Source organism: Armatimonas sp., from assembly GCF_043757465.1.
GTDB lineage: Bacteria > Armatimonadota > Armatimonadia > Armatimonadales > Armatimonadaceae > Armatimonas.
The window spans coordinates 1-22,403 of record NZ_JAYVPL010000162.1 but is presented as its reverse complement, the minus strand read 5'-3'; the positions used below and the strand labels follow the sequence as shown (position 1 = coordinate 22,403).

The window sequence follows — 22,403 nt, the reverse complement described above, 5'->3', positions numbered from 1 at the left end:
ATGCCGTTTTTTCTCTACCAGCCGCCCCGTCAGCCACCCCGCACCCACCCCGCACAGCAACCTCCACGAGGGAGCTTGCTGGCGCCCCGCGAGGCTCCCGCTGGCCCGCCGCCCGGCGAGAGCGGCCAGCCCCGCAGTAAAGATATCTTCCCCACATCCAAAGGTCCCTTGGAGCTGACCAACGAGGGTGCCGTCCTGACGGATACTGTCCGCCTAGAGTACGACGGCTACGTGGTGACATCGGATCGGGCGGCCTACGACGAGAAGCGTGACTACATTACCTTCGAGTCGAATGTGAAAATGGAGACGGGGCAGGAGACGTTCTTTGCGGAGCGTATCGGCTTCAACCGCAAGACCCGTGAGTTCGAGGCGACAGAGGCGCACACGGTTCTGGCTCCGTCGCGCATGGGAAACCGATTGCTTCAGCCGCTGCTGCTCTGGGGCAAGAGCATGCGCCGCGACGGCGATATTCTCAAGGCCACCGATGGCTTTTTGACGACTTGTGATCTGCTCAACCCCCACGCGAAGATTGGGTTTGGCTATGCCGAGCTGATTCCCAAGAAGCGCATCACCCTGCGCGATGTGACCCTCTACCGTTACAACACGGTGATTGCGCGGCTCAAGCACCTGACCATTCCGATCATGGAAGATGTCCACTACAGCTACCTGCCCAATGTGGGGAAGACGCAAGAAGAAGGCTATTTTATTAAAGCCGTGATCGGCTACTCGCTTTCCAAGACCCTGCCCGGCCTACTGCGCGTGGACTGGATGCAGAAAAAAGGTATCGGGCTGGGCACCGACCAGGCCTATCGCTTTGGGGACGCCGCCGCGGGCCGCGTGAATCTCTACACGCTCAATGACAAGAGCCGCAATGCCCGTAACCTCAATGGCCAGGTGCAGCACGAGCAGCGTTTCAGGGAGATTGATGCCCGGCTGAGCTCGGACTTTCAGAGCAACTCCTACTTCGCCGCCACCCAGAACTCCCGCACCCAGAACACCAATCTCACCCTCAATCGCATGATCGGGAAGGCGAGCACCGGAGTCACGCTGGGGCAAAATAGCTCGGACTCTGGCGGCTCGGTCTATCGCACCAGCACGTATGGCCTCACCCAGCAGCTCCCGCTCCCTAAAAACGGCACGCTGAGCTTCCGCTTCAATGGCACGGATAACCTGAATGCATCGGGGACTACACGCACGGGGCGTATCCAGGAAAATGCGGACCTGCGTGCCTCGACAACACTGGGGCCGTTTCGGGCGGAGCTGGTGGCGAATCGCAACCTGCGTAACTCGACATCGGGAACCAGCAGCGGGGGCTCGTTCTTTGGCGGTAGCGAAAAGCTCCCCGAGCTAACCCTGACTACCAACCAGCTCAAGGGGCCACTGAGTAACTACTTCTCCGGCCTGACTCTGGGCTACGGCGACTTTCTAGAGAGCATCTCGTCGTCGGGCACCACCGGCCAGCTTCACACCAAGCGCTTTCTGTTTCAGACAGATCTCAATCGCAAGAGCACGCGGCTGGGAAAGGGTGGGTTGCGCCTGGATGCGGGGGGCGGGTTCCGGCAGACGATCTACGATGGCGGCTACGCGGCGCAGTATGTGGTGAGTCAGGCCACCAACCTGAGCCAGCCGCTCGGCAGTGCCGGGGCACTCTCACTCGCCTACAACTACTCGCGGCCCTACGGCGGGACACCGCCCGGCTTCCGCAACGACTTCGCCTCGACCCTCAATGGTTTAAGCCTCAATGCCCAGAAAACCGGCGGCCATGCCAGTGTCCGGCTCAGCACGGGCTACGATATTTTGCAGGCTCGCCAGGAGCCGATTCTTGGCCTGCGACGCTCGCCCTGGAACCAGCTAAGCCTGAATAGTGAGTTTCGCCCCTCGGACAGTCACCTCAGCCGCTTGAGCACGACCTACGATATTAACAGCGGCAAGCTCACCGTGCTGGACCACTACGGGCACTTCCAGCGCGGCAATAAGTTTATCCTGGACACCAGCGCCCGCTACGATCCCACCGTTAAAAAGCTCCGGGAAGTTCGCTCTATCCTGGGCACCCAGTTTCTGGACAATGACACGCGGCTGATCGGCAATAGCAACTACAATAACATCACCCACCGCTTCGACTCCAACTCCCTTGCGCTCACCCGCGAGTTCCACGACTACGAGATCACGCTCAGCTACGTGGACCAGCCCTTTGGCTTTCGTACAGAGAAGGGCATCAACCTCTCGTTCCGCCTCAAAGCCTTCCCCTCGCCGCAGACCAGCACGGGAGGTCGCTACGGCACACCGCTCGACACCGGTCTCGGCGGCTTCTTCTAGCGTGGTGAGACCAAAACGTCACACTCCATCAGAGCTAGGTGCGGTTCACGGTGTGACTGTCCAGTCCTCAAATCGTAGCTTGGGGGCATGTTCGGCAATCCGGGAGAAATCAGCCGTGTTTTGTGTCAGTAGAGTCGCATCTGTTGCGAGAGCAATCGCCGCAATTTTTAGGTCCATTGTGCTGACTCGTATTCGCCGTAACCAGAGTTCTTGAAAAACATCCAGGGCTGCCCGATCGAAGGGTAAAACGCTCAGTGAAGCAAAATTGCTGAGAAGATTTTGGAGACGTTGATAGGCTTGAACGTGTGCCTCCACGGAACGCAGCGATGCCAGGTACGCCATCCAGCCTCGAAATTCTTCCTCTAAGCAGACAATGGAAGTTCCGACTTGCTCGGTTGGCACTTGCTCCAACCGAGCACTCAGATACTCTTGTGCGAGGCCACGGCGCTGTAGCTGGCTGAGGTGATTGGTATCCAGCAAGTACATTGCTAAGACTGTGTTTCTTCGTAGTTGGGAATCTGGCCGTTTCGATATTCTCTTCCCAGGCGGATGATCTCATCGAAGGCAGGATCGTCATCAGATGTTCCCAGGAGAGATCGCCAGCCTTTATGTTTAGGAGTAGGGGATGACTGAGTAAGCTGGCGAAGCTGTTTGAGTTCCTCTTCGATCAAGGCGACGCGCTCTTCTAATGTCTGTGGCATAAAACTCCCTCTCTTGCATTTTATCGCTTTTTACGTGCCGTCAGGTTCGCGAGGAGAACGGCGACGAGGAGCAAGATGCCGATGACGGTGACTTGAATCTCGGCCTTGACTCCGGCGACACCCATGCCGGTCTGGACGACGCCAATCAAAAGCAGTGCTGCGATAGAGCCGAAGATCGTGCCGCGCCCCCCGAAGATACTGGTGCCGCCTAAGACCACGGCGGTGATGGCATCGAGCTCTAGTCCACGGGCGTGGTCGAAGCGGGCGACGCCCAGGCGCGAGAGCAGGGTAAGTGCGGCGACTCCGGCGACGGCCCCGGAAAGAATAAAGAGCCTCATCAAGACATCGGGCACGGGGACGCCGGAGTAGCGTGCGGCTTCGGTGTTGGTGCCAACCGCCCCCACATAGCGCCCAAAGACGGTTTTATGAAGCAGAAGACCCGCTGCTACGGCGAAGGCAAGGACTAGAAAAAGCGGTGCATGGAAGTAAGTGTGCGGAATCGCCAGTTTCTCAAAGTGCTGGAAGCTCTCAGGAACGGGGAGCGAGTGGTCGCCCAGCAGGATCTGCGCACAGCCCCGGAAGAGCGCCATCGTGCCGAGAGTGACCACCAGCGAGGGCAAGCGGCGCTTGGCGATAAGCCAGCCGTTGATCGCCCCCAAGAGCCCACCCAGCACGGGCGCGAGCGCGGCACAGAACCCGAAGGACAGGCCTTTGCTGTGCAGCGTCGTGACGAGTGCTCCGACCAGCGCCAGAATTGCGGTGCAGGACAGGTCAATGTGACCGGCGACAATCACCAAAGTGAGCGCAATCGCGAGCAGCGCCGTCTCGGTGTAGAGTGTCGAGCGGTCGAAGAGATACGCCACGTCCAGAAAGCGCGGCTCACGGGCCGCACTGACAATAAACGCGACAATCAGCAGGCCAATGGCGACCAGCTCAGGGATAAACTCGCGGAGCTTTTTCACTCTTCCCCCGTGGCGCTGAGCCTGAGCCGCCGCGCCGTGGCATCGTCGAAGAGGACCGCAGAAAGGATGACGAGGCCGTAGACGGCGGTCTGCCAGGTGTCGGCGATCTGCAGGACGGCGAGGGCGACATTGATCACGCCCAGCAAAACGCAGCCCAGAAACGCGCCGGTGGCGCTGCCGACGCCGCCGAAGATACTCGTGCCGCCGATCACGGCGGCGGCGATGACCAGAAGCTCGAAGCCGGAGCCGATACTCGCGGGGTTCACATTGCCAAAACGACTCGCGTAGAGCACACCCGCTAGGCCCGCGCCCACGCCACACAGGACATAAGAAAGCAGAATCACGGGGCGCACGGGGACGCCACGGAGCGCCGCTGCGTCCGGGTTGCCCCCAATGGCGTAGAGGTTCCTGCCGGTTCGGGTGCGGGTGAGAAAGGCATGGGTGAGAAAGGCAACTAGGACGGCCACTAAGACGACCCAGGGGAGCTTGTTATTGAAAAGCCCGGTTGTGGTCCAGGCCGCGAGAGCCTTGGGAATCTCATAGTCGTTGACTTGAATGCCGCCACTGACCACAAAGGCCAGCCCACGGTAGATGCCCATAGTGGCCAGAGTCGCGACAATAGCCGGAACACGGGCGTAGGCAATGAGCACTCCATTGACCGTGCCCAGCCCACCGCCGATTGCCGCCCCGATGGTGGCAGCCAGAAAGACATTCAGCTCTTTATGGTCGCGCAGCAGCATCGCGGTGAGCATTCCCGCTAGTGCTAGGGTCGAGCCCACCGAGACATCAATGCCCCGCGTCAGGATCACCAGCATCTGCCCCATCGCACAGACCGCGATCAGCGGCAGCCAGAGCAACACGGACTGAATCGAGGACTCGGAGAGAAAGCGCGGCTGAGCCACGCTGACAGCAAGGATCAGGAGTACCAGGGCGACGGCGATAGGGAGTTCACGACGGGGCATTGGTTTGCATTGTACCAAAACTAATCGGGAACCTATTCAAACGACTACCGTTCAGAGCTACGATGTGCCCCAATTCTTTTGAAGCGTCTTTGCCCAGGGAATCCACTTCGTCCTGTCGCACCGACGATGTCGAGGTCGCACGGCGGCTCAACAAAAAACATGGGACGAGCTACTACTTCGCCACTTTGCTTTTTCCTGGGCACCTGCGCGAGGCCACTTTTGCGCTCTACGCCTTCTTCCGGATCCCCGATGAGTTTGTGGACAGCAAGGCTCCTGGGCAGGTGGGCGCGGATCAGGCGGGTGCACTTCTCAAGAGCTGGCGGGCCGACTGGCAGCAAGCCTACCAGCAGCGCAATTCGCACGATCCGGTGCTGCGTCTCAACGCGGAGGTCTTCCACCGCTACCAGATTCCCTATGCCTACAGCGAGGCGTTTCTGGCGGCTATGTTCCGCGATCTCTCCGACACGCGCTACGGCACCTATGCGGACTTAGAGAGCTACATGTACGGTTCCGCCGCCGTGGTAGGCCTGATGATGAGCCACGCAATTGGCTTCTCCGACCCCGCCGCGCTGGAGTACGCCAAAAGGCTTGGGTATGCCATGCAGCTCACCAATTTTCTGCGCGACATTGACGAGGACTTTGTGGAGCGTGGGCGCATCTACCTGCCGCTGGACGAGCTGGCGCGATTCGGGGTGCGCGAGGAGCAGTTTGCCGAGCGTCGCTTCGATAAAAACTTCCAGGCCTTGATGCAGTTTCAGATAGAGCGTGCCCACCGGCTCTACGACGAAGCCGACCCGGGGATTGAGCTACTTCGTCCCGAGGGGCGACGTGCGGTTCGCGTGGCAAGTGCTCTCTACCGGGCAATTCTTACCAAGCTGGAACAGCAGGGCTACAATCCTTTTGCGGGGCGTGCTCGCACGAGCACTCTAGAGAAGGTACAACGCACCATGAAAGTTTGGAATGGCTAAAGAATCTAACCTCTCCCCCCTGCCCCCTCCCCCGGGCAGTCGTATCTCCTTGGGGAGAGGTTCACAACCGAGCGCCCTTGTGATCGGGGGCGGCATCGGCGGGCTCGGAAGTGCCTGTTTGCTGGCAAAAGCGGGCTACCAGGTGGATCTCTACGAAAAAAACGAGAACCTGGGGGGCTCGGCGGGGATTTTTTCCGCCGAGGGCTTTACGTTTGACATGGGGCCAAGCTGGTATCTCATGCCCGATGTCTTTGAGAACTTTTTCTCGCTCCTCGGCGAAAAAGTTGAGGATCATCTCAAGCTGGTTAAACTCGGGCCGTCGTACCAGATTTTCTTTAAAGACCGGGGCAAGAAAGTCAGCCTGTACTCCGACCTAGAGCGCGATATTCCTACACTAGAGGCCATCGAGCCGGGCTGCGGCGTGGCGCTGCGTGATTATTTAGAGCGCTCCAAGTTCCAGTACGAGATCGCGCTGGCTGGGTTCATGTACAAGAACTACGACACGGTCTTTGATTTCTTCAATAAACAGACTCTGCTTCAAGGCCCGAAGCTGCACGTTTTTGAGAAAATGAATAAGTATGTCGAGCGGTTTTTCTCCACGGATGAGATGCAAAAAATCATGGAGTACCAGCTCGTGTTTCTGGGCTCCTCGCCCTACGATACGCCCGCACTTTATAATATTATGAGCCATATTGACTTTAATATGGGCGTTTATTATCCGATGGGCGGTATCCATGAGATTCCCAAAGCGCTGGTGCGAATTGGTGAGAAACACGGCGCACGCTTTCACACAAGTTCCCCTGCCACTAAAATCTTGACGGAGAAAGGAAAAGCGGTTGGGGTGCGCCTCGCCAGTGGTGAAGAAAAACGAGCGGACTTAGTGATCTGCAACGCGACCATCCGCCACGCCGAGACGCTCTTAGAGCCTGATGAACGCACTTTCAGTGAGGACTACTGGGAAAAACGCACGCTGGCTCCGTCGGCGTTTATTCTCTATCTTGGTGTCGAGGGCAAGATTCCTAGCCTCACCCACCACAATTTGATATTCGCCCCGGACTGGAAGAGTGGCTTCGCGGAGATCTTCGACAACCCCAAGTGGCCCACGGACCCGTCGCTCTATGTCTGTGCTCCCAGTGTCACGGATCCCAATGTGGCTCCTGAGGGTTGCGAGAACTTATTCGTGCTCGTGCCCATGGCTCCTGGAATGCACGCCACCGAGAGTGAGCTTGCCGCCTACGCCGACAAGACTCTGGCCCTGATGGAGAAGGAGATGGGCATCCCGAACCTGCGTCAGCGTATCAAGTACCAGCGCATCTTCTGGGCAAAAGATTTTATTGAGCGCTACAACAACGACCGTGGCACCGCGCTGGGCTTGGCGCACACGATGAACCAGACCGCGATTCTGCGGCCCAATAATATGAGCAAGAAAGTCAAAAATCTCTACTACGCGGGAGCCAGCACGAACCCCGGAATCGGAATGCCGATCTGCTTAATCAGCGCTGAGCTGGCCTACAAGCGCATTATCGGGGATCGAACCGCCGGGCACCTGCAAACCCTACAAAAGCGCCGCGAAAAATAACGCCATGCCGCAAAAAGTATTGATCAGCGGGAAGTTTTTATAGAGCTTCATCACGTCCTCTTCTGTCCCGGCGCGTAGTGAGAGCAGCATGAGCGTTGCGTAGACCAGCCCAAGGGGAAGTGCGAGCCAGTGAATCGCGGGAAATGCTAAGGCCGCCGCCGTGAGGTAGAGCGCGAGGCACAGAAGCAGTGTCCCGCGCAGGCCCAGCGTGGTTGCGACCGTGAACGTGCGGCTCTCTGTATCGGCGGTAATATCCGGGACGGCGGAGTAGGCTTGCATTGCCATGACCCAGGCCCAGCCCGCAAAGAGCGTGGGCAAGGAAAACTCCTTGCCACCTGCGAGAAAATAGGCAACGTAGCCAGGGCACAGATAGAGTGCATTGAACGCCGCGTCCAGAAACGGCCTAGCTTTGGCTCGAATCGGCGGGGCGGAGTAGAATGCGGAGAGCAGGACGAAGGCCAGTAGCGCGCGTTGTGCCGCTCCGGGAAGAAACCAGGCGACGGCGAAGAACGGGAGGTTGGTGAGTGCAATGGCCCGTACCAGAGGCTTGCGTGCATCAGGCGGGACTAATCCCTCGTAGCCGCGTTTCTTGGCATTTCGCACGTCGGTCTCGTAGTCAAAAATATCGTTGATACCGTAGATGAGTAAATTTGCAGGTAGCAAGAAATAAATCAGAAAGAGCAGAGCGAGTGGCGAGTAAAAAACCGACGGTGACTTCAGCGCCGCCAGCCCAACCGCATACGGGCCAAGGACATACATCCAGAAACGAGGGCGGCTGGTCTGCCAAAGGTGGGCTGAGGTCACGGTTTATTCTACCGTCTGCGCTTGCATTCGCCGCTATCAGTGGGTTTTTCGTCGCGCGTTTTCCCGTTCGGCCCGAGCTGGCGGCTGTCTCCGCGATCTTTGTGCTGGTCTTCGCTTGGCCCAGTTATTCGGCGATTGTCCGTTGGCTGGGTGTGCAGCGCGGCGTGCGGCTCTTAGTGCTCCTGGGAGTCTATGCCCTGGTGCTCGAAACCGTGGCGGTGAAAACGGGTGTGCCCTACGGACGATTTTCCTACGGCCCCAAGATCGGGAAGCTGCTCTTCGATGCCGTGCCGTGGACGGTGCCCTTCTCCTGGACACCGCTGGCGCTCTGTGCGCTCTGGCGCTCCAAAGGCAATATTTTTCTTTCTGGTGCGTTGCTGGTCGCTGTGGACTTATGCCTCGATCCGGGCGCTGTCGCGCAGGGCTTTTGGCGCTACGGGGCGGGCGGGGCGTATTTTTCGGTGCCGTTTTCTAACTTCGTCGGCTGGATGCTCTCGGGTACGCTCGGGGCGTGGCTTGGGCGCGGCGTGAACTGGCAGGAAGCCCCTCCCGAAGCCCGCACCAGTGGCCTGCTCAGTATCGCTTTCTGGACGAGCGTCTGCCTGAACATGAGCCTCTGGATTCCGGGCTTGGTTGGTGTCGCGCTGATCATCGGGAGCTTACTTCCCAAAAAATAACCCTCTTCCCCCTTGTTCGCAAGCTCACGGGAAGAGGGTTGCCGTCTCAGCGGCGGGGAGATGGCTTGCCTACTCCACTCTTACACGGTCGCTAGCACTGCGCCCGAAAGTCTCAGGGGCGTACATTTCCTCGGCCTTGGCGGGCGGGGCGATGAAGCTTCCCGGAGTCGTGGCGCGGCAGATGTAGCTGTACTCGTAGGCCCCTTCCCAGAGGTAGGAGCAGAACGCCTCCGCTCGCTCGTCGCGCAGGTTCTGGTGCTCGTACCAGTTCCACCAGGACCAGTAGCGCCACCCTTTAAAAGCTCCTCCGCTTGCGGGGGCGGGGGGGGCTGTCTCCGTGCCACGTAGCTCGGGGTTGAGGGCCTCGAAACCAGCGGGCAGTGGGTCTACCAGCGCGACATGGTAGCGGCGTGTGGTTGCCACCATGGTGATTTTAACCCGGACTTTCGCTCCGGCTTTAACGACCCAGGTGCCGTCGGCGTCGTGCTTGACATCGCTGGGATTGTCTAGGGCCTCGTAGGTACGGCTGACCGAGAAGCCGTAGTCGGCGGCGGGAAGCTGAAGATTCTTCGGGGCATAGCGCATGCCGATTCGGTAGTAGAGCCGACCCGCGCCTTGCTTGTCTATCGTGAGTGGCTGCATTCCGGGTTTCTCGGTGAGTGTCGCCATAGGGATCTTGGTTGAGATTCGATCCGTGGTGCGGCCCTTAAAGGTGCCCTCGCCCGCGAATTTTTCACCGAGCCAGAGCCGGGCGACAAAGTCCGGCGTCACGCCCTCGAACTTTCTGAAGTAGCGGTCGAGCGCTAGCAAGATAAAGGCATTCTCCTGGGTGTTGCCCCACGCGCCGCGTTTCCGGCCATCTAATAATCCCCGCACGAGTTTTGGAATCAGATCACTTTGTGGCTGATCGGCGATCAGCGCATCGAGAATCACGCCATCGGCGCGTCGGTCGGAGTGAAGCACCAGATACGCACCGTCGTTGTAGGAGAACGTGTAGTGCGCCGCGCCCGCCGTCTCCGTGGCCTTGTTGTCCAGCCAGCGCCGGACGTCGGTCAGCGACGGATCGCCCGCCAGGACATTCAGCAGCCAGCCGATTGTCTCCGGCCCCAGCTCGTCGAGTGAGGCTTCCTTGAGCAAGCCCTTGGCGCGGACTTTATCGCTATCGCCCGCCAGGTGCCGAACATAGAGCGCGTAGGCGATGATCATGCGACGGCAGCTTGGTGAGTAGAGACTCGCGTCTTCGAACTTTGTCTCGATGGCCTTGAGATAGGCCAGCGAGCGCTTGTAGGTTGCATCGGGAACGGCGAAGTCTTTTTGTTTGGCGCGCACGAGTGCATGGGCAACATGAACCCCGAGATACGGCCAGGGGCGCTCGGTGCGGCTCCAGAAGCCGAAGCTGCCGTCGCTATTTTGCAGCTCGCCGAGCCGTGCCAGATCACGGGCCATCGCCGCGTTCATCTCGCTTTCTTTGGGCATTCCAGCGGCTTTGAAGGCGGAGAGCACATCTTTGAGCGCGGCTGTGGTGAGCACCCGCGAGCTGATCTGTTCCGCACAGCCGTAGGGGTAGCTGGCAAGGTAGATGTACGCGTCGGTGAGCTCCTGTAGCGCCGTCGAGGAAGTGGTGACTTCAAGCTCACCAAACGCGGGGTTGGCGTCGCTGGGTGCCCGCACGGGCTGTACAATCGCGCCTTTATCCACCACGCCGTAGGTCGCAAACGCCTCGGTCGTGGCCGGAGTCCAGACAGGGAGAGATACTTCGGCGGAGTCTGCGCCCCCCCCGCCCCCGCTCGCGGGGGAGCCTGAAATCGCTGCGAACTGGAACCGTGCGGTGCCGGGCTTGGCGGACTCGGTGGGGAAGCGCACCTCCACACGATCGTTGGCCGGAATCTGCACGCGTCGCCCGCGACCGTCGGTGAGGGTGGCGTTGGTGGCACGCACGGCGACATCCACGCTCATTGGCGTATCGGTCTGGTTTTGCAGGACAACCGGCAGCTCGAACTTGTCTCCAACATTCAAGAAGCGCGGCGCGGAAGGCCGGGCCATGAGCGGCAGGCGTGCCGTCAATGATGCCTCGCCGCTGCCACCTTTGTCCGCACCCGCCACCGCCACGGCCACGATTCGGTAGCGCGTGAGGTTGTCAGGGAGCTTCACCGTGACGCGCGCCGTGCCATCGGAGTCCGTCGCGACACTGGGCGTAAAATTCGCCAGCGGGTCGAAGTTCGAGCGCACTGCAATCGCTGAAGACTGGTTTTCCGGTGCTTTTGCTTTATCAACCGCGCCATCGGCGAAGGCTCTTGTCTTCATCGCGGCCATGGGACGGGCGGGGGCATCTGCTAAAGAGAACCGATTCGCTGCGAGGCTTTCGTCCATGCCCCCACCGCCCATCATGCCCCCGCCGCGCATTCCGCCACCACCGAAGCCACCAGGCCCACTCGTAGAACGGCCAAAGGCTGCCCCATTCATCTCTCTTCCTTGGGCTTCTTGTACTTTGAGTGGATCTTCGAGCTTGACGTAGCTGCGCAGGTGCCAGTCACTCACGCCGCTGCCACGGCGGGGATGCAGCGCGGCGACGAGATCGCCCATGCTCCAGCCTGCCAGCGCGTGGACGGACTCGTCCACGACGGCCACGGCCACTTCGCCTCCGACAATCGGCTTGCCATTGCTATCTTTGACGCTGATATAAACCTCGGTCTCGCCGCCGGGTGCCAGCGCGGCCACTTTCGGGTTTGCCACGACGGTGAGCTTCTTGCTGGCCGTCGAGACCGATAGATCCAGCTCGCCGCTGGCAAAAGCCGGGCGCTTGGCGAGTTTTGCCAGCGCTTTGCCCTCGTCGTCGGTGCGGGCCGCCGCCCCGACCAGCTCGATATGCGCGTGGATATTGGGGAGATAGTTCTCCCGAATCGGAATCTTGAGCGTGTAGGTCGGGCTATTGATGCTGAAGCGCTCGGTCTGGATCACGCCGTCGCGGCGCAGGGTCAGCACGCCCTCGGCGGGGAAGAACGGGGCCTGCACCAGAATCTCGGCGGTCTGGCCGGGCGTGTACTCTTTCGCGCTGGGGATCAGCGTCACCTGCTCCTGCGCCAGATCACGGCGCGGGCTGGGCTTGCCACCCGCCACCCAGAGTGTCAGCTCGCTTTCATTGGGGCGCTCTTTACTATCGCGAACCGTGGCTGAGACGCGCCACTGGCCACCGCTTGGTGCGGCAATTTGCGTCTCCACGGGGGTGCTGGCGGAGCGGACAGTCCACTCACGGATGTCTTTCTCCACCGACTGATAGCGCCCTTTGCTCCACTCCCACTCCTGGCGGGCAGCGCGAAGCTGGATCTCTTGTCCCGCCTCGATCTTGCCGTCAATGTCGCAGACGATGGCATCGAGTAGCAGGGGTTTGCCAGTTGCCACAAAAGTCGTCTTACTGCGCAGGCCGACATAGCGCGCCGACGGATGCACCAGAACGGATGTGCTCGCCGCCCAAGTCTGGCGATTGACGTCTTGAACGGCGGCTTGTGCACTCACTGAGTAGGGCCGTGCGGGTTTGACACCGTCAAAGTCAAGATGCAGGCGGTGCACGCCTGTCGGGTCGGTGACACCCGCGAAAGTCTGACTGAGATTCGCCTGGCGCACGGGGCGGCCACCAAAACCACCCCGGCCACCAAAACCACCCCGGCCTCGGAAGCCCATCCCGTCCTCAAAGCCGCCGTAGCTCCACCAGGGAGTCCACTTGCCGAACGTGAACTCGCTGCGCCCCGGCGGGGTGTAGCTGGTCGCTGTCGCTGTTGCCGTCCAGCTCACTTGCGCACCGGGCAGCGGGCCGCCCGCGTAGTAGGCTGCTTTGGTCGAAAGATCAGCCCCCTTCGGATCGGCGATAAGATGCGGTCCCGCGCTCTCGCTCTTGGCTGTCACTTCAAACTCCGGGCGACGGAACTCTTGCACATTGAAGCTGTGATTTGTCGCACCGCCTGCACCCATAAATGTCAGGTTTGTCTGACCAAGGTTGATCGTTTTGGGAAGCTCAAAGGCAACATCAAAGCCGCCCCAGGCATTGAGCTTGGTCTCGCCTTTGCTCACCTCATTGCCCCGGCTGTCATTGAGCTGCCAGCGTAGCGGGGCGCTTGCAGGAAGCGTGAGCATGGCAAGCTTGGTGCCGGGTAACCGACGGAGCCAGCCCTTCACATGCACTTTCTCGCCCGGTTTATAGAGCTGGCGGTCGTCCCAGACAAACCAGAGGCTCTGTGTGCTACGGCCTTGCTTGCGCCAGCTACTCTCGTCCCAGCGCCAGAACCGTGATGGCAGAAAGGCGCTGTCTTTGCCGCGCTTGGCGACCAGCAGCGTGCCGGGCTTGTCGCTCAGTGCCAGCTTGACCAGGCCATCGCGGCCCGTCTTAGCGCTCTGTCCACCACCAACGAGTGTGATCTCGGCACCCGAGATCGGCTTGCCAGTGGTGAGCTCGGTTGCCAGCGCGTAGAGATCGTCGCCGTCCGCGAATGCTGTCAGCCCGATTTTCGTGCCCTGAACCCAAGCCGCGCCACGCGGGGGCTCATCGTACTGGTTACGCTTCTTCCAGCCCTGCGCCTCCCACCAGACCAGCGTGTTGCCGCCTGCGGGGAGCGCGAGGTCGTTCTCATGAATCGTGTCCTCGGTGCCCTTCAGCTCAAGCTCAATCTCTTTGAGCAGCTTGCCAGGCGGCGTCGCTCCCTTGCGCCGCTCCTCCCAGTTGCTCTGCCACGTCCGCCAGGCATCCCAGTCGGCACTGCCTACGCTATAGAGCTTGACTTTGACACTCGGCACATTCACGCTGGAGAAGACGGTTCTTGGTGCGGCGGCAGGGTCGGGAATGAGCAGCACCTGCGACGGCCCGGAGAGCTGCTGCTCCGCCGCTCCCACGGTGAAGACCGCGGGCTCAAAGCCCTCCAGTGTCTGGCCGTAGATATCCTTGAGCTTGGGCGAGACACTGACTTTATAGACCGTGCGGGCTTTTTTCGCCCCATAGAGCTGGATGTAGTTGCCGTTGGCCGTGATCTGTAAGCCCGGTGCTGCGGGAGAGACACTCACCCAGGCGGGATCAAAAGCTTCGGCATCGAGTGCATTGGTGAAGTGCAGTGACCAGGGATAGCTCGGGGGGACACTCTGGCCGCGCTCGGGGGACTGCCGGACTAATTTGAGCGGGCCGTAGGTGCGAAAGGAGAAACTTTGTGGCGCTTCGGTGACGCGTGGGCCTTCGGCGCTAGGCGTTCCCGGTCCGACTTGAACCGTGATCGTGGTATCGCCCGGGAGCGGCACGACCGGCTTGAGGCCCAGCCAGCGCTCGGGTGTCTCGCCCTTGCCCATTATTTTTTCCAGCTCCGCTGCTGTGGCGCGGCGAACGCTGACAAGCTTGTCGCCCGCGAGCACTTTGACAGTTTTTAGCACCGCCTCAGGATTTATTTTCTGATCGAAAGGCAGCCAGATCAGCGGGTCGCGGCGCTGGCCGTCGCCGCGCGGAGCATAGTTTCCCAGAAGGCGAACGGCGGGGGTCTTGAAGGTAAAGGTCGTCGCCGTCTCCAGCGCACCGCCTGTCACGGACTTTGTGCCGGGAGGGATATTGACCGTGTACTCGGTCGCCATCGGGAGCCGCTTGCCAGAGCCCGCATCGAAGATCAGAGTCTGGGTGCCCAGCCAGCGCCACTTGCCGGGTATCTCGGGAGTGAGTGTGACCGGAACGCGCGCGGCGGCGTCTTCTTGGCCCGTAACCGCGACCATGGGCTGTGAGAATGTCAGGCTCACTCGGTCGGCGAGGGGAACCTCGCCCTCGGGCTGGAACCGGCGGAGAGTTAGAGAGCCTGTCTCAGCAACGGGGGCGGTGGCCTTGGTGGGCTTCGGAGGGAACTCAGCCGTAATCGTCTGCCCGGCACGTGGTGCCGGTAGCGAAGACTCCCGGAGCGCGAAGTCTTTCTCATCGTCGGGCTGCGTGCCGATAGCCTTGACGCGTGCCAGAATTTTATCGGCGTCGGTATCTGAGAGCTTCTCTGCGGGAGCGATCGGGTTGCGCTCGGTCGGATTCTCGCCGCCGGGGAGCTTGCCCGCGGAGAGCCGGAAGCGCAGTCCCTCGATTTCGTCGCCCGCCTCCGCCGCCTGCACGACCTCATTGCCGTGCAGATACGCCGCGCCTGCCGCGCTGGCAGCAACCGCGATGCTTACGAGTACCCAGCGTTTGCTTCGTCTTGTCATCTTCGATGTTCCCTTGTGATCACCATTATAGTTTATTTCGTGTCTTTGGTTCCCTCGTGAAGCACAAAGGTTCAAATCCATTCCGAGTGAGGGGAGTCTCTGCTATGAGTGAAATCCTGCGGTAGAATAAACCGGTTGTTTTTCTGTGAGGTGTCCATGAAAGTACTTTTGGGATTGGGGCTCTTCGGGCTGGGGCTAGCAAGTGCAGCGCTCGCACCCGTGCCGGCACGGCAATTGGAGCGGCTGGATCGAGGGCTGGTGGCTGTGCGGGATGCGGCAGGCGATGCCTTTGTGAGCTGGCGCTCGCTCGCCACGGATGCACCGAATCTAGGATTTACGCTCTGGCGGGATGGGAAAAAACTCACGCCCAAGCCACTCACCGGGGCGACTTGTTTTGTGGATAAACTTGCTCCCAAAGACGCGCACTACACGGTGCAGGCGGCAAGCTGGCCTCAGAGTAAGCCCGTGGCGCTCTCCGAGATGCCCTATCTGACGATTCCACTTCGGACCCCGGCAGGCTACACACCCAATGATACGTCGGTGGGGGATTTGGATGGCGATGGGGCACTGGAGCTGGTTGTTCACATGACGGGGCGTGCCAAAGATAACTCCCAGGCAGGGCAGACAGACCCGCCGATCCTGCAAGCCTACACGCTCGACGGGAAATTTCTCTGGGAGATCAATCTGGGCAAGAATATCCGCGAGGGGGCGCACTACACCCAGTTCCTGGTCTATGATTTCGATGGTGACGGGAAGGCTGAGGTGGCCTGCCGCACTGCCGATGGCACCGTGGACGGTGTCGGCAAAGTGATTGGGGATGCGAGCAAGAGCTGGGTAAACGACAAAGGCTATGTCTTGGATGGCCCGGAGTTTCTGACGGTCTTCGATGGCAAGACGGGCAAAGCTCTCGCCACGACCGACTATGTCCCTGCCCGTGGCAAAGTGGCCGACTGGGGCGATAACTACGGCAACCGGGTGGATCGGTTTCTGGCTGGCGTAGCGTATCTGGATGGCAAGCGCCCCAGCCTGATCTTTAGCCGAGGCTACTACACCCGAACTGTGCTGGCCGCCTGGGACTGGCGTGCGGGGAAGCTGACGCAGCGCTGGGTCTTCGACTCGGAGAAGCAAGCCGACCCGAAAAAATGGCGTGGGCAGGGTAACCATAATCTCTCCGTGGGGGATGTAGACGGCGACGGTAAAGATGAGGTTATCTTTGGTGCGATGTGTATTGACGATGACGGCACGGGGTTCTATTCCACGAGCCTAGGGCATGGTGATGCACTCCACCTCTCTGACATGGATCCCCATCGGCCCGGCCTTGAGGTCTTTGATATCCACGAGCACAACAACCACACCTCCGGCGTCGAGTTTCGCGATGCCCGCACCGGTGCGCTTATTTTTGGCAAGCCCTGCCCCGATGTAGGCCGTGGCGTTGCTTTTGACATTGATCCGCGCCACCCTGGCTACGAGATGTGGGCCTCCGGCGCGGGGCTGAGCGGTGTCTGGAACGTGAAGGGCGAGCAGATTTCCAAGAACAAGCCGCGCTCCTGCAATTTTGGTGTCTGGTGGGACGGTGACTTCCTGCGCGAGCTACTGGACAGCAACCGTATCTCTAAGTGGGACTGGAGCACCGAGACGGAGAAAACACTCCTCACCGCCGAAGACTGCGCCAGCAACAATGGCACCAAGTCCACCCCCGCGCTCTGCGCCGATATTCTGGGAGACTGGCGCGAGGAAGTGATCCTGCGAACTCTCGATGGTAAGGCACTCCGCATCTACACGACCACTATTCCCACCGGCCACCGCCTCACGACGCTCCTCCACGACCCGCAGTATCGCCTCAGTGTTGCATGGCAAAATGTGGCCTACAACCAGCCCACTCAGCCGGGCTTCTACCTGGGAGAGAAGTAACGGCGGCGATACAATGGCACTATGGCTGCACTGACCCAATCCGATCCCCTGCTCCTGCGCTTCCCCTTTGCCGGAGATACGCAGCTACGCCTACGTCCCCGGCTGGACATGGCCGCCGCCGCTGATTTTTTCCAGTTCTGTCAGGACAACTCTGAATTTCGCATCGAGCGGAGCGCCACTGGCGAGCTTACCATCGAAATGCCAACAAAATCTCTCACCAGTAAACGCAATGCACTCCTGACCACTTTCCTAGGGATGTGGAACCTGCAAAATGGCCTAGGCACAAACTTTGAATCCAGTGGAGGTTTTGTGCTTCCCAATGGCGCGGTGCGCTCCCCGGATGCGGCCTGGATTTCTCATGAGCGCCTGGCAACACTCACCCCCGAGCAGCGTGATGGCTTTCTGCCGCTCGCCCCGGACTTTATTATCGAGCTGCACTCCGAGACCGACCGACTTCCCGCTTTGCAAGAGAAAATGGCCGAGTGGTGCGAGAGTGGCGTCCGCCTCGGTCTGCTCCTCGATCCCACCACCCGCACCGTCCATGTCTACCGCCAGAGTACCGAGCCGCTCGTTCTGACTGACCCCGAAACCACAGACTGCGCCCCGGAGCTTCCCGGCTTCACTCTCAACACGCGCCTGATCTTCGACGTGACGCTTTAGAGTTGCCCGCCTTGGCTGCGGTACCAGGTGCCGTCGTCGGGGGCGGTCGGAGGCGCGGGGTAGTTGGGATCGCCGTAGGGATCGCGGCCCTCGAAGAGCGCTTTCACACTGGGGCGGTTCATGACCATGAGGGTCAGCACTCCCAGGGCGGTGCCGTAGGGGACATTTAGGCAGCTCAGACCTGCGAGAATCTGGATCAAATTCGCGTTCTGTTTGCGGGTCATGCTGCGCCCGGCCACCAGGTTCAGTGCGGCCATGAGTAGCCCGATCACCAAAAGACCCACCCCCATCCCGACAAAAACTACCATGGGGAAGCGCTCACTCGGTTGCCCTGCGGAGCCCCCGAGGAGCCCGAGGACGATATAGAACAGACCGTAGAGCCCAAGCAGGAGCGAGATGCCACTCTGAATGTAAAAGCCTACCGAGAGCATCTTCAGATGGTCGGCGTCTAGGCGGCGCTGCACCTCACGCTCGACGATGGCGGAGAGAGCGGGTTGCTGCTGTTGCTGTGGTGAAAAGGACATACACTACCCTCGTTTCTTTCGGGAGAGAACAATGCCGTCGTCAATGGGCACGGCGACGGACTCTAATTCTGGGTGCGCAAATGCAAGCGCGAGGTACTCGGGCATCTGGGCGGCCAGCGAGATCGTGTCATCGCCGATAATCAGGCCGTTGGTGCGGGTGAGCGGAACAGCGAGCCTGAGGTACTCGGCGTACTCGGGCTTCTCGGCATCTAGGAAAACAAAGTCAAAGGGCGCAGAGCCTGCCAGCGTCGTGAGTGTCTCACACGCATCGCCCTCAATCAGTGTAATTGTCGGCGCAAGTCCGGCTTTCTCGAAGTTCTCCCGCGCCAGTGCCGCTCGGCCCGCATCGAACTCCAGCGTGATGACTTCCCCGCCGTTTTGCTCTACCGCCTCCGCAAACCAGAGCGTGGAGTAGCCATTGGAGGTGCCGACTTCCAGCACGCGCTTTGCACCCATCGCCTTGAGAAGCGACGATAGAAACACGGCGTTCTCGCGGCTAATGTTCCAGTAGGCATCGGCAGTGGCTTCAAGCTCGTGGAGGAGAGTTTCGAGGTTTGACATGGAGCGCCTGTTAATCCTTAAAGGTGAAGAACTTCGCCGCAGTGAAGTTCCAAGCGGTGACGACTACCGTGGCGCAGGCTTTGGCGGCGTTCAGAGCCAGCCTTGAGAAGCCTTGCCCGTCGTTTGCGGCACGGAAAAGGACAAGATTGAGCGTTTCCTGTGGAGTGTGATGGGTCTTCGTGAGGTGCCAGTGCGCCGCCAGCACCAGAGCGAGTGTCGTGACTGTCAGGTTCAGTAGCCAGCCAACGCTATTTGAGGCCAGAAACTTCGATCCCTGCTTGCGCCGGTCGCCTCCCACTGCACGAAACGTCCAGCGTCGGTTCCAGTAGAATCCATTGGCAAGGCCAACCATAAATGAGAATGTCAGCGCAATGGGGGTCAAGAGTCCTGCATTCAGACAGAGGTTATAGATCGCGAAATCAATGAGGGTAGACGAAAGGCCGACGATGCAGAACTTGACGAACTGGGTGAGGCTTGGTCGGGCTTTCAGGGCATGGATGATCACGCCTTCAGTATAACACCTTCGCTTTCTTCGCTCACCCTATGCTCATGTAGACAGCGCCTTCATTACCGTGTTCACATCTTTATCGCCGCGCCCGGAGAGGCAGACAACGAGAACCGTGTCTTTGGAGAGCGTGGGGGCGAGCTTCTTGACATGGGCGAAGGCGTGGGCGGTTTCGAGTGCGGGCAGAATCCCCTCAACACGTGAGACCCAGCCAAGTGCATCCAGCGCTTCTTGATCGGTCACCGCGACGTACTCCGCGCGGCCCCTTGCCATGAACGACGAGTGCTCGGGGCCGATTCCGGGATAGTCGAGCCCTGCACTGATGGAGTGCGCCTCCTGAATCTGGCCCCACTTGTCTTGTAATAAGTAAGTATTCGCACCCTGAAAGACCCCCGGACGGCCCATAGTGATGGTCGCCGCGTGCTTGTCGGTGTTCACGCCCGCCCCCGCCGCCTCGACACCCACCAGGCGCACCGTGGCATCACCAGAGAACGGGTGGAACATCCCCATCGCGTTGCTCCCGCCGCCCACACAGGCAACCACGACATCGGGCAAGCGCCCCTCAGCCTCCAGCACCTGTGCACGGGTCTCTTTGCCGATCACGCTCTGAAAGTCCCGCACGAGTGAGGGAAACGGGTGCGGCCCGACCGCCGAACCCAGAATATAGTGCGTGTCGCGCACGTTGGCGATCCAGTCCCGCATCGCTTCGTTGCCCGCGTCTTTGAGGGTGGCCGTGCCACTGGTCACGGGCCGTACCTCCGCCCCAAGCAATTTCATCCGAAAGACATTGAGCGCCTGCCGCTCGACATCCACCGCGCCCATGTAGACAATACAGGGGAAGCCAAACTTCGCGCAGACAGTGGCCGTCGCCACGCCGTGTTGCCCCGCGCCCGTCTCCGCAATAATGCGCGGCTTGCCCATACGTCGCGCCAGCAAGATCTGCCCGATCGTGTTGTTGATCTTGTGTGCCCCGGTGTGGCAGAGATCCTCGCGCTTTAGATAGATCTTCGCCCCGCCCAGCTCGCGGGTCAGCCCCTCAGCGAAAGTCAGCGGCGTCTCACGGCCCACGAAGTTCTTTAAATGATAGTGGAACTCGCGGGTAAACTCAGGATCCGCCAGCGCATCCTGCCACGCCTGCGCCAGCTCCTCCAGCGCGGGAATGAGGGTTTCTGGGACATAGCGCCCCCCAAACGGGCCAAAGTGACCGAGCTTATCGGCAGCGGAGACGAAGGTTTCCATGCCGTTATGATACCGCGCCAGTACAATAAGCCCATGCTGACTCTCACGAATCTCCAACAAGCCGATATTGCTGAGATCGCTGACGCGTTTGCGAGACTGAGCTGGAACAAGCCTACCTCGCAGTACGAAGCCTACTTACAAGAGCAAGAGGTGGGGGAGCGGGTGACGATCATCGCGCACTGGGACTCTGTTTTTGTGGGCTATCTTACGATTGTCTGGCACTCGCACTATGCGCCGTTTGCTGCGGAGAGTATCCCGGAAATTGCGGACTTCAATGTGCTGCCAAACTGGCGACGGCGCGGAATTGGGACAGCGCTGATGGACGATGCCGAGCGTCGTATCGCGGAGCGCTCCAAGGTTGCGGGAATCGGTGTCGGGATGACGGCGGACTACGGCGCAGCGCAGCGGCTCTATGTCACACGCGGCTATGTTCCCGATGGGCGCGGCCTCACCTACGAGGGCAAGACGCTGGCCCACGGCGAGAGCACACTCAACGACGATAGCCTAGTGCTCTACTTCACAAAAGCTCTGCGCTGAGCTGCCGCTGTGTGCACAAACCTTGCACAACGCTGCGATTCGCAAAGAGTTCGGCAAGCCGTCTGGCCTGGTGCAGGCGGCTTTTTTCATTGGTATAGTGAGGATCATGAGCACATCGCTATATGCCAGCACGTCGAATCGGCCCTCGGCTCAGGTGGATGCACTGGGTAATCGAACCAGCTATGTCTACGATGCCGCCGGACAGAACACGGTGATTCAAGATGCTCGCGGAAACCGGATTAGCTTCACCTACACGAGTCGGGGCGAGACGGCAACGGAGAAAGATGCTCGAAACTTCGTGACAAGCTACCTCTACGATGCAGTCGGGCGGCTCTCGGTGCGGCAGTTTCCCAGCGGCGACAGGACGAGCTACACCTATGATGTGGTGGGTCGGCAGACAGTGGCTCAGTACGCGGATGCAACTCGTGTAACGAGTGCTTACGATGCCGTGGGGAACCGCACGACCGTGGTGGACTCGGGCGGTACGACTACCTAGACGTACGATGCGGTGAATCGGATGAGTGGCAAGACTGATCCAGGGACACTGGCTCAGGGTTATGTCTACGATGCGGCAGGGCAGCGAACGAAGCTAACGGAGCCGGGCGGTGGGGTTCGAACGATGACCTTCGATAGCGACGGGAACCTGGCTACGTTCCAAGACCCGAGCGGTCGTGTGACGAGCATGCAGTACGATCTGGCAGGGCGGCGGACAAGCCTGACCTTCGCTTCTGGTCTGCTTCGTGGTTTTACCTACGACGCGGCCAGCCAGACGGTCTCAATCATTGACACGGGCACAGGTGGCTCCTCGCTTGCTCGCTGGACGTTCGCTTATGATGCGGTGGGCAACCGTCTGGTGGTTCGTGACAACGCGGGAGCTTGGACGACCTACACGTATGATGCGAAGAACCAGCTCACGCAGGACGCGACGGCTGTGGTGAACGCTCATACCTACAACTATGGCTACGATGCAGTGGGCAACCGGCTAACGAGCAACGAGGGCGGTACGGTGATGACGAGCACCTACGACGCGGCAAACCGTCTGGTGACGAGCGTGGATGGGAGCGGCCCCTCGACCTACACGTTCGACAGCAACGGCAACATGACCAAGGTTGCGGCTCCTTCTGGCGTGACGAGTATGGTCTACGACATTGAGAACCGTCTGGTTCGTCATGAGTCGGGCGGTGTGGTGACGAGTGGCTTTGTTGCATAACGTTTAGCTGTAGGCGTACCAAGGTGCTTTTCGTAGGCTACCTAGTTAACTTACTAGGGGAGGAGCGACCACGACAGCGTAGC

General features: G+C 60.1%; 19 protein-coding genes. 9 read left to right on the top strand and 10 right to left on the bottom strand.

Translation table 11 applies throughout. The features are described 5' to 3' along the window. On the top strand, positions 1 to 2,316 hold the full coding sequence (locus tag ACH2ED_RS23190; RefSeq protein ID WP_395095126.1) for a hypothetical protein: 2,316 nt from the start codon (positions 1 to 3) through the stop codon (positions 2,314 to 2,316). 45 nt (positions 2,317 to 2,361) lie between these two features. On the opposite strand, the gene ACH2ED_RS23185 is transcribed toward ACH2ED_RS23190, so the two are convergent. The 4 genes from ACH2ED_RS23185 to ACH2ED_RS23170 are packed head-to-tail and all read right to left on the bottom strand — an operon-like array spanning position 2,362 to position 4,941. Continuing rightward, a complete protein-coding gene (locus ACH2ED_RS23185; RefSeq protein WP_395095125.1) occupies positions 2,362 to 2,802 on the bottom strand; it encodes a type II toxin-antitoxin system VapC family toxin in 441 nt (146 codons plus the stop codon). 2 nt (positions 2,803 to 2,804) lie between these two features. After that, on the bottom strand, positions 2,805 to 3,017 hold the full coding sequence (locus ACH2ED_RS23180; protein WP_395095124.1) for a hypothetical protein: 213 nt from the start codon (positions 3,015 to 3,017) through the stop codon (positions 2,805 to 2,807). Between the two features lie 20 nt (positions 3,018 to 3,037). Beyond that, positions 3,038 to 3,979: an ABC transporter permease gene (locus tag ACH2ED_RS23175; RefSeq protein WP_395095123.1), complete on the bottom strand. Its 942-nt coding sequence runs from the start codon at positions 3,977 to 3,979 to the stop codon at positions 3,038 to 3,040. After that, a complete protein-coding gene (locus tag ACH2ED_RS23170; protein ID WP_395095122.1) occupies positions 3,976 to 4,941 on the bottom strand; it encodes an ABC transporter permease in 966 nt (321 codons plus the stop codon). The genes ACH2ED_RS23175 and ACH2ED_RS23170 overlap by 4 nt, the downstream gene beginning before the upstream one ends. An 89-nt stretch (positions 4,942 to 5,030) precedes the next feature. Here ACH2ED_RS23170 and ACH2ED_RS23165 point away from each other — a divergent pair, with 89 nt between their 5' ends. Together ACH2ED_RS23165 and ACH2ED_RS23160 are read left to right on the top strand one after the other, a co-directional pair. Further along, positions 5,031 to 5,909: a phytoene/squalene synthase family protein gene (locus tag ACH2ED_RS23165; RefSeq protein WP_395095121.1), complete on the top strand. Its 879-nt coding sequence runs from the start codon at positions 5,031 to 5,033 to the stop codon at positions 5,907 to 5,909. Next, complete coding sequence (locus ACH2ED_RS23160) at positions 5,902 to 7,488, top strand: phytoene desaturase family protein (RefSeq protein WP_395095120.1); 1,587 nt, start codon at positions 5,902 to 5,904, stop codon at positions 7,486 to 7,488. The genes ACH2ED_RS23165 and ACH2ED_RS23160 overlap by 8 nt, the downstream gene beginning before the upstream one ends. On the opposite strand, the gene ACH2ED_RS23155 is transcribed toward ACH2ED_RS23160, so the two are convergent. Further along, the gene (locus ACH2ED_RS23155) at positions 7,465 to 8,292 is read right to left on the bottom strand and encodes a prenyltransferase (protein WP_395095119.1); all 828 of its coding nucleotides are present in this window, start codon (positions 8,290 to 8,292) and stop codon (positions 7,465 to 7,467) included. The two genes, ACH2ED_RS23160 and ACH2ED_RS23155, sit on opposite strands and share 24 nt — an antisense overlap. On the opposite strand from ACH2ED_RS23155, the gene ACH2ED_RS23150 reads away from it, so the two are divergent. Beyond that, positions 8,178 to 8,969, top strand: coding sequence for a carotenoid biosynthesis protein (locus tag ACH2ED_RS23150; RefSeq protein WP_395095118.1), 792 nt, complete (start codon positions 8,178 to 8,180; stop codon positions 8,967 to 8,969). The genes ACH2ED_RS23155 and ACH2ED_RS23150 overlap by 115 nt on opposite strands. A gap of 69 nt (positions 8,970 to 9,038) precedes the next feature. Here the strand turns inward: ACH2ED_RS23150 and ACH2ED_RS23145 are convergent, their stop codons facing one another. Further along, a complete protein-coding gene (locus ACH2ED_RS23145; protein WP_395095117.1) occupies positions 9,039 to 15,173 on the bottom strand; it encodes an alpha-2-macroglobulin family protein in 6,135 nt (2,044 codons plus the stop codon). A 156-nt stretch (positions 15,174 to 15,329) separates the two neighbouring features. Between ACH2ED_RS23145 and ACH2ED_RS23140 the strand changes: the two genes are divergently transcribed. Together ACH2ED_RS23140 and ACH2ED_RS23135 are read left to right on the top strand one after the other, a co-directional pair. Then, a complete protein-coding gene (locus ACH2ED_RS23140) occupies positions 15,330 to 17,084 on the top strand; it encodes a rhamnogalacturonan lyase (RefSeq protein ID WP_395095116.1) in 1,755 nt (584 codons plus the stop codon). 21 nt (positions 17,085 to 17,105) lie between these two features. After that, positions 17,106 to 17,744 carry a Uma2 family endonuclease gene (locus tag ACH2ED_RS23135; RefSeq protein WP_395095115.1) on the top strand — a complete coding sequence of 213 codons (639 nt, stop codon included), beginning with the start codon at positions 17,106 to 17,108 and terminating at the stop codon, positions 17,742 to 17,744. On the opposite strand, the gene ACH2ED_RS23130 is transcribed toward ACH2ED_RS23135, so the two are convergent. From ACH2ED_RS23130 to trpB, 4 genes are read right to left on the bottom strand one after another with little or no spacing between them, the layout of a single operon-like run. Then, positions 17,741 to 18,268: a hypothetical protein gene (locus tag ACH2ED_RS23130; protein WP_395095114.1), complete on the bottom strand. Its 528-nt coding sequence runs from the start codon at positions 18,266 to 18,268 to the stop codon at positions 17,741 to 17,743. The genes ACH2ED_RS23135 and ACH2ED_RS23130 overlap by 4 nt on opposite strands. Before the next feature lie 3 nt (positions 18,269 to 18,271). After that, entirely contained in the window at positions 18,272 to 18,829 is a 558-nt protein-coding gene (locus ACH2ED_RS23125) for an O-methyltransferase (protein ID WP_395095113.1), read from the bottom strand. Between the two features lie 10 nt (positions 18,830 to 18,839). Next, complete coding sequence (locus tag ACH2ED_RS23120) at positions 18,840 to 19,334, bottom strand: GtrA family protein (protein ID WP_395095112.1); 495 nt, start codon at positions 19,332 to 19,334, stop codon at positions 18,840 to 18,842. Positions 19,335 to 19,376: 42 nt separating this feature from the next. Continuing rightward, positions 19,377 to 20,573, bottom strand: a complete 1,197-nt coding sequence (gene trpB, locus ACH2ED_RS23115) for a tryptophan synthase subunit beta (RefSeq protein WP_395095111.1) — start codon at positions 20,571 to 20,573, stop codon at positions 19,377 to 19,379. Between the two features lie 33 nt (positions 20,574 to 20,606). Here trpB and ACH2ED_RS23110 point away from each other — a divergent pair, with 33 nt between their 5' ends. The 3 genes from ACH2ED_RS23110 to ACH2ED_RS23100 all read left to right on the top strand — a co-directional run bounded on the left by ACH2ED_RS23110 (position 20,607) and on the right by ACH2ED_RS23100 (position 22,320). Further along, positions 20,607 to 21,110 carry a GNAT family N-acetyltransferase gene (locus ACH2ED_RS23110; protein ID WP_395095110.1) on the top strand — a complete coding sequence of 168 codons (504 nt, stop codon included), beginning with the start codon at positions 20,607 to 20,609 and terminating at the stop codon, positions 21,108 to 21,110. Positions 21,111 to 21,216: 106 nt separating this feature from the next. Then, positions 21,217 to 21,606: a hypothetical protein gene (locus ACH2ED_RS23105; RefSeq protein ID WP_395095109.1), complete on the top strand. Its 390-nt coding sequence runs from the start codon at positions 21,217 to 21,219 to the stop codon at positions 21,604 to 21,606. A gap of 12 nt (positions 21,607 to 21,618) precedes the next feature. Then, positions 21,619 to 22,320 (top strand): hypothetical protein, encoded by a 702-nt coding sequence (locus ACH2ED_RS23100; RefSeq protein WP_395095108.1) that lies wholly within the window; start codon positions 21,619 to 21,621, stop codon positions 22,318 to 22,320. The last annotated feature ends 83 nt before the right edge of the window (positions 22,321 to 22,403 follow it).

What these genes read in the sequence shown, in the direction of transcription:
- ACH2ED_RS23105 (WP_395095109.1), top strand. Translation starts at nt 21,217, where the DNA reads ATGAGCACATCGCTATATGCCAGCACGTCGAATCGGCCCTCGGCTCAG.
- ACH2ED_RS23110 (WP_395095110.1), top strand. Translation starts at nt 20,607, where the DNA reads ATGCTGACTCTCACGAATCTCCAACAAGCCGATATTGCTGAGATCGCT.
- ACH2ED_RS23190 (WP_395095126.1), top strand. Translation starts at nt 1, where the DNA reads ATGCCGTTTTTTCTCTACCAGCCGCCCCGTCAGCCACCCCGCACCCAC.
- ACH2ED_RS23130 (WP_395095114.1), bottom strand. Translation starts at nt 18,268, where the DNA reads ATGTCCTTTTCACCACAGCAACAGCAGCAACCCGCTCTCTCCGCCATC.
- trpB (WP_395095111.1), bottom strand. Translation starts at nt 20,573, where the DNA reads ATGGAAACCTTCGTCTCCGCTGCCGATAAGCTCGGTCACTTTGGCCCG.
- ACH2ED_RS23145 (WP_395095117.1), bottom strand. Translation starts at nt 15,173, where the DNA reads ATGACAAGACGAAGCAAACGCTGGGTACTCGTAAGCATCGCGGTTGCT.
- ACH2ED_RS23180 (WP_395095124.1), bottom strand. Translation starts at nt 3,017, where the DNA reads ATGCCACAGACATTAGAAGAGCGCGTCGCCTTGATCGAAGAGGAACTC.
- ACH2ED_RS23185 (WP_395095125.1), bottom strand. Translation starts at nt 2,802, where the DNA reads ATGTACTTGCTGGATACCAATCACCTCAGCCAGCTACAGCGCCGTGGC.
- ACH2ED_RS23160 (WP_395095120.1), top strand. Translation starts at nt 5,902, where the DNA reads ATGGCTAAAGAATCTAACCTCTCCCCCCTGCCCCCTCCCCCGGGCAGT.
- ACH2ED_RS23135 (WP_395095115.1), top strand. Translation starts at nt 17,106, where the DNA reads ATGGCTGCACTGACCCAATCCGATCCCCTGCTCCTGCGCTTCCCCTTT.
- ACH2ED_RS23170 (WP_395095122.1), bottom strand. Translation starts at nt 4,941, where the DNA reads ATGCCCCGTCGTGAACTCCCTATCGCCGTCGCCCTGGTACTCCTGATC.
- ACH2ED_RS23140 (WP_395095116.1), top strand. Translation starts at nt 15,330, where the DNA reads ATGAAAGTACTTTTGGGATTGGGGCTCTTCGGGCTGGGGCTAGCAAGT.
- ACH2ED_RS23125 (WP_395095113.1), bottom strand. Translation starts at nt 18,829, where the DNA reads ATGTCAAACCTCGAAACTCTCCTCCACGAGCTTGAAGCCACTGCCGAT.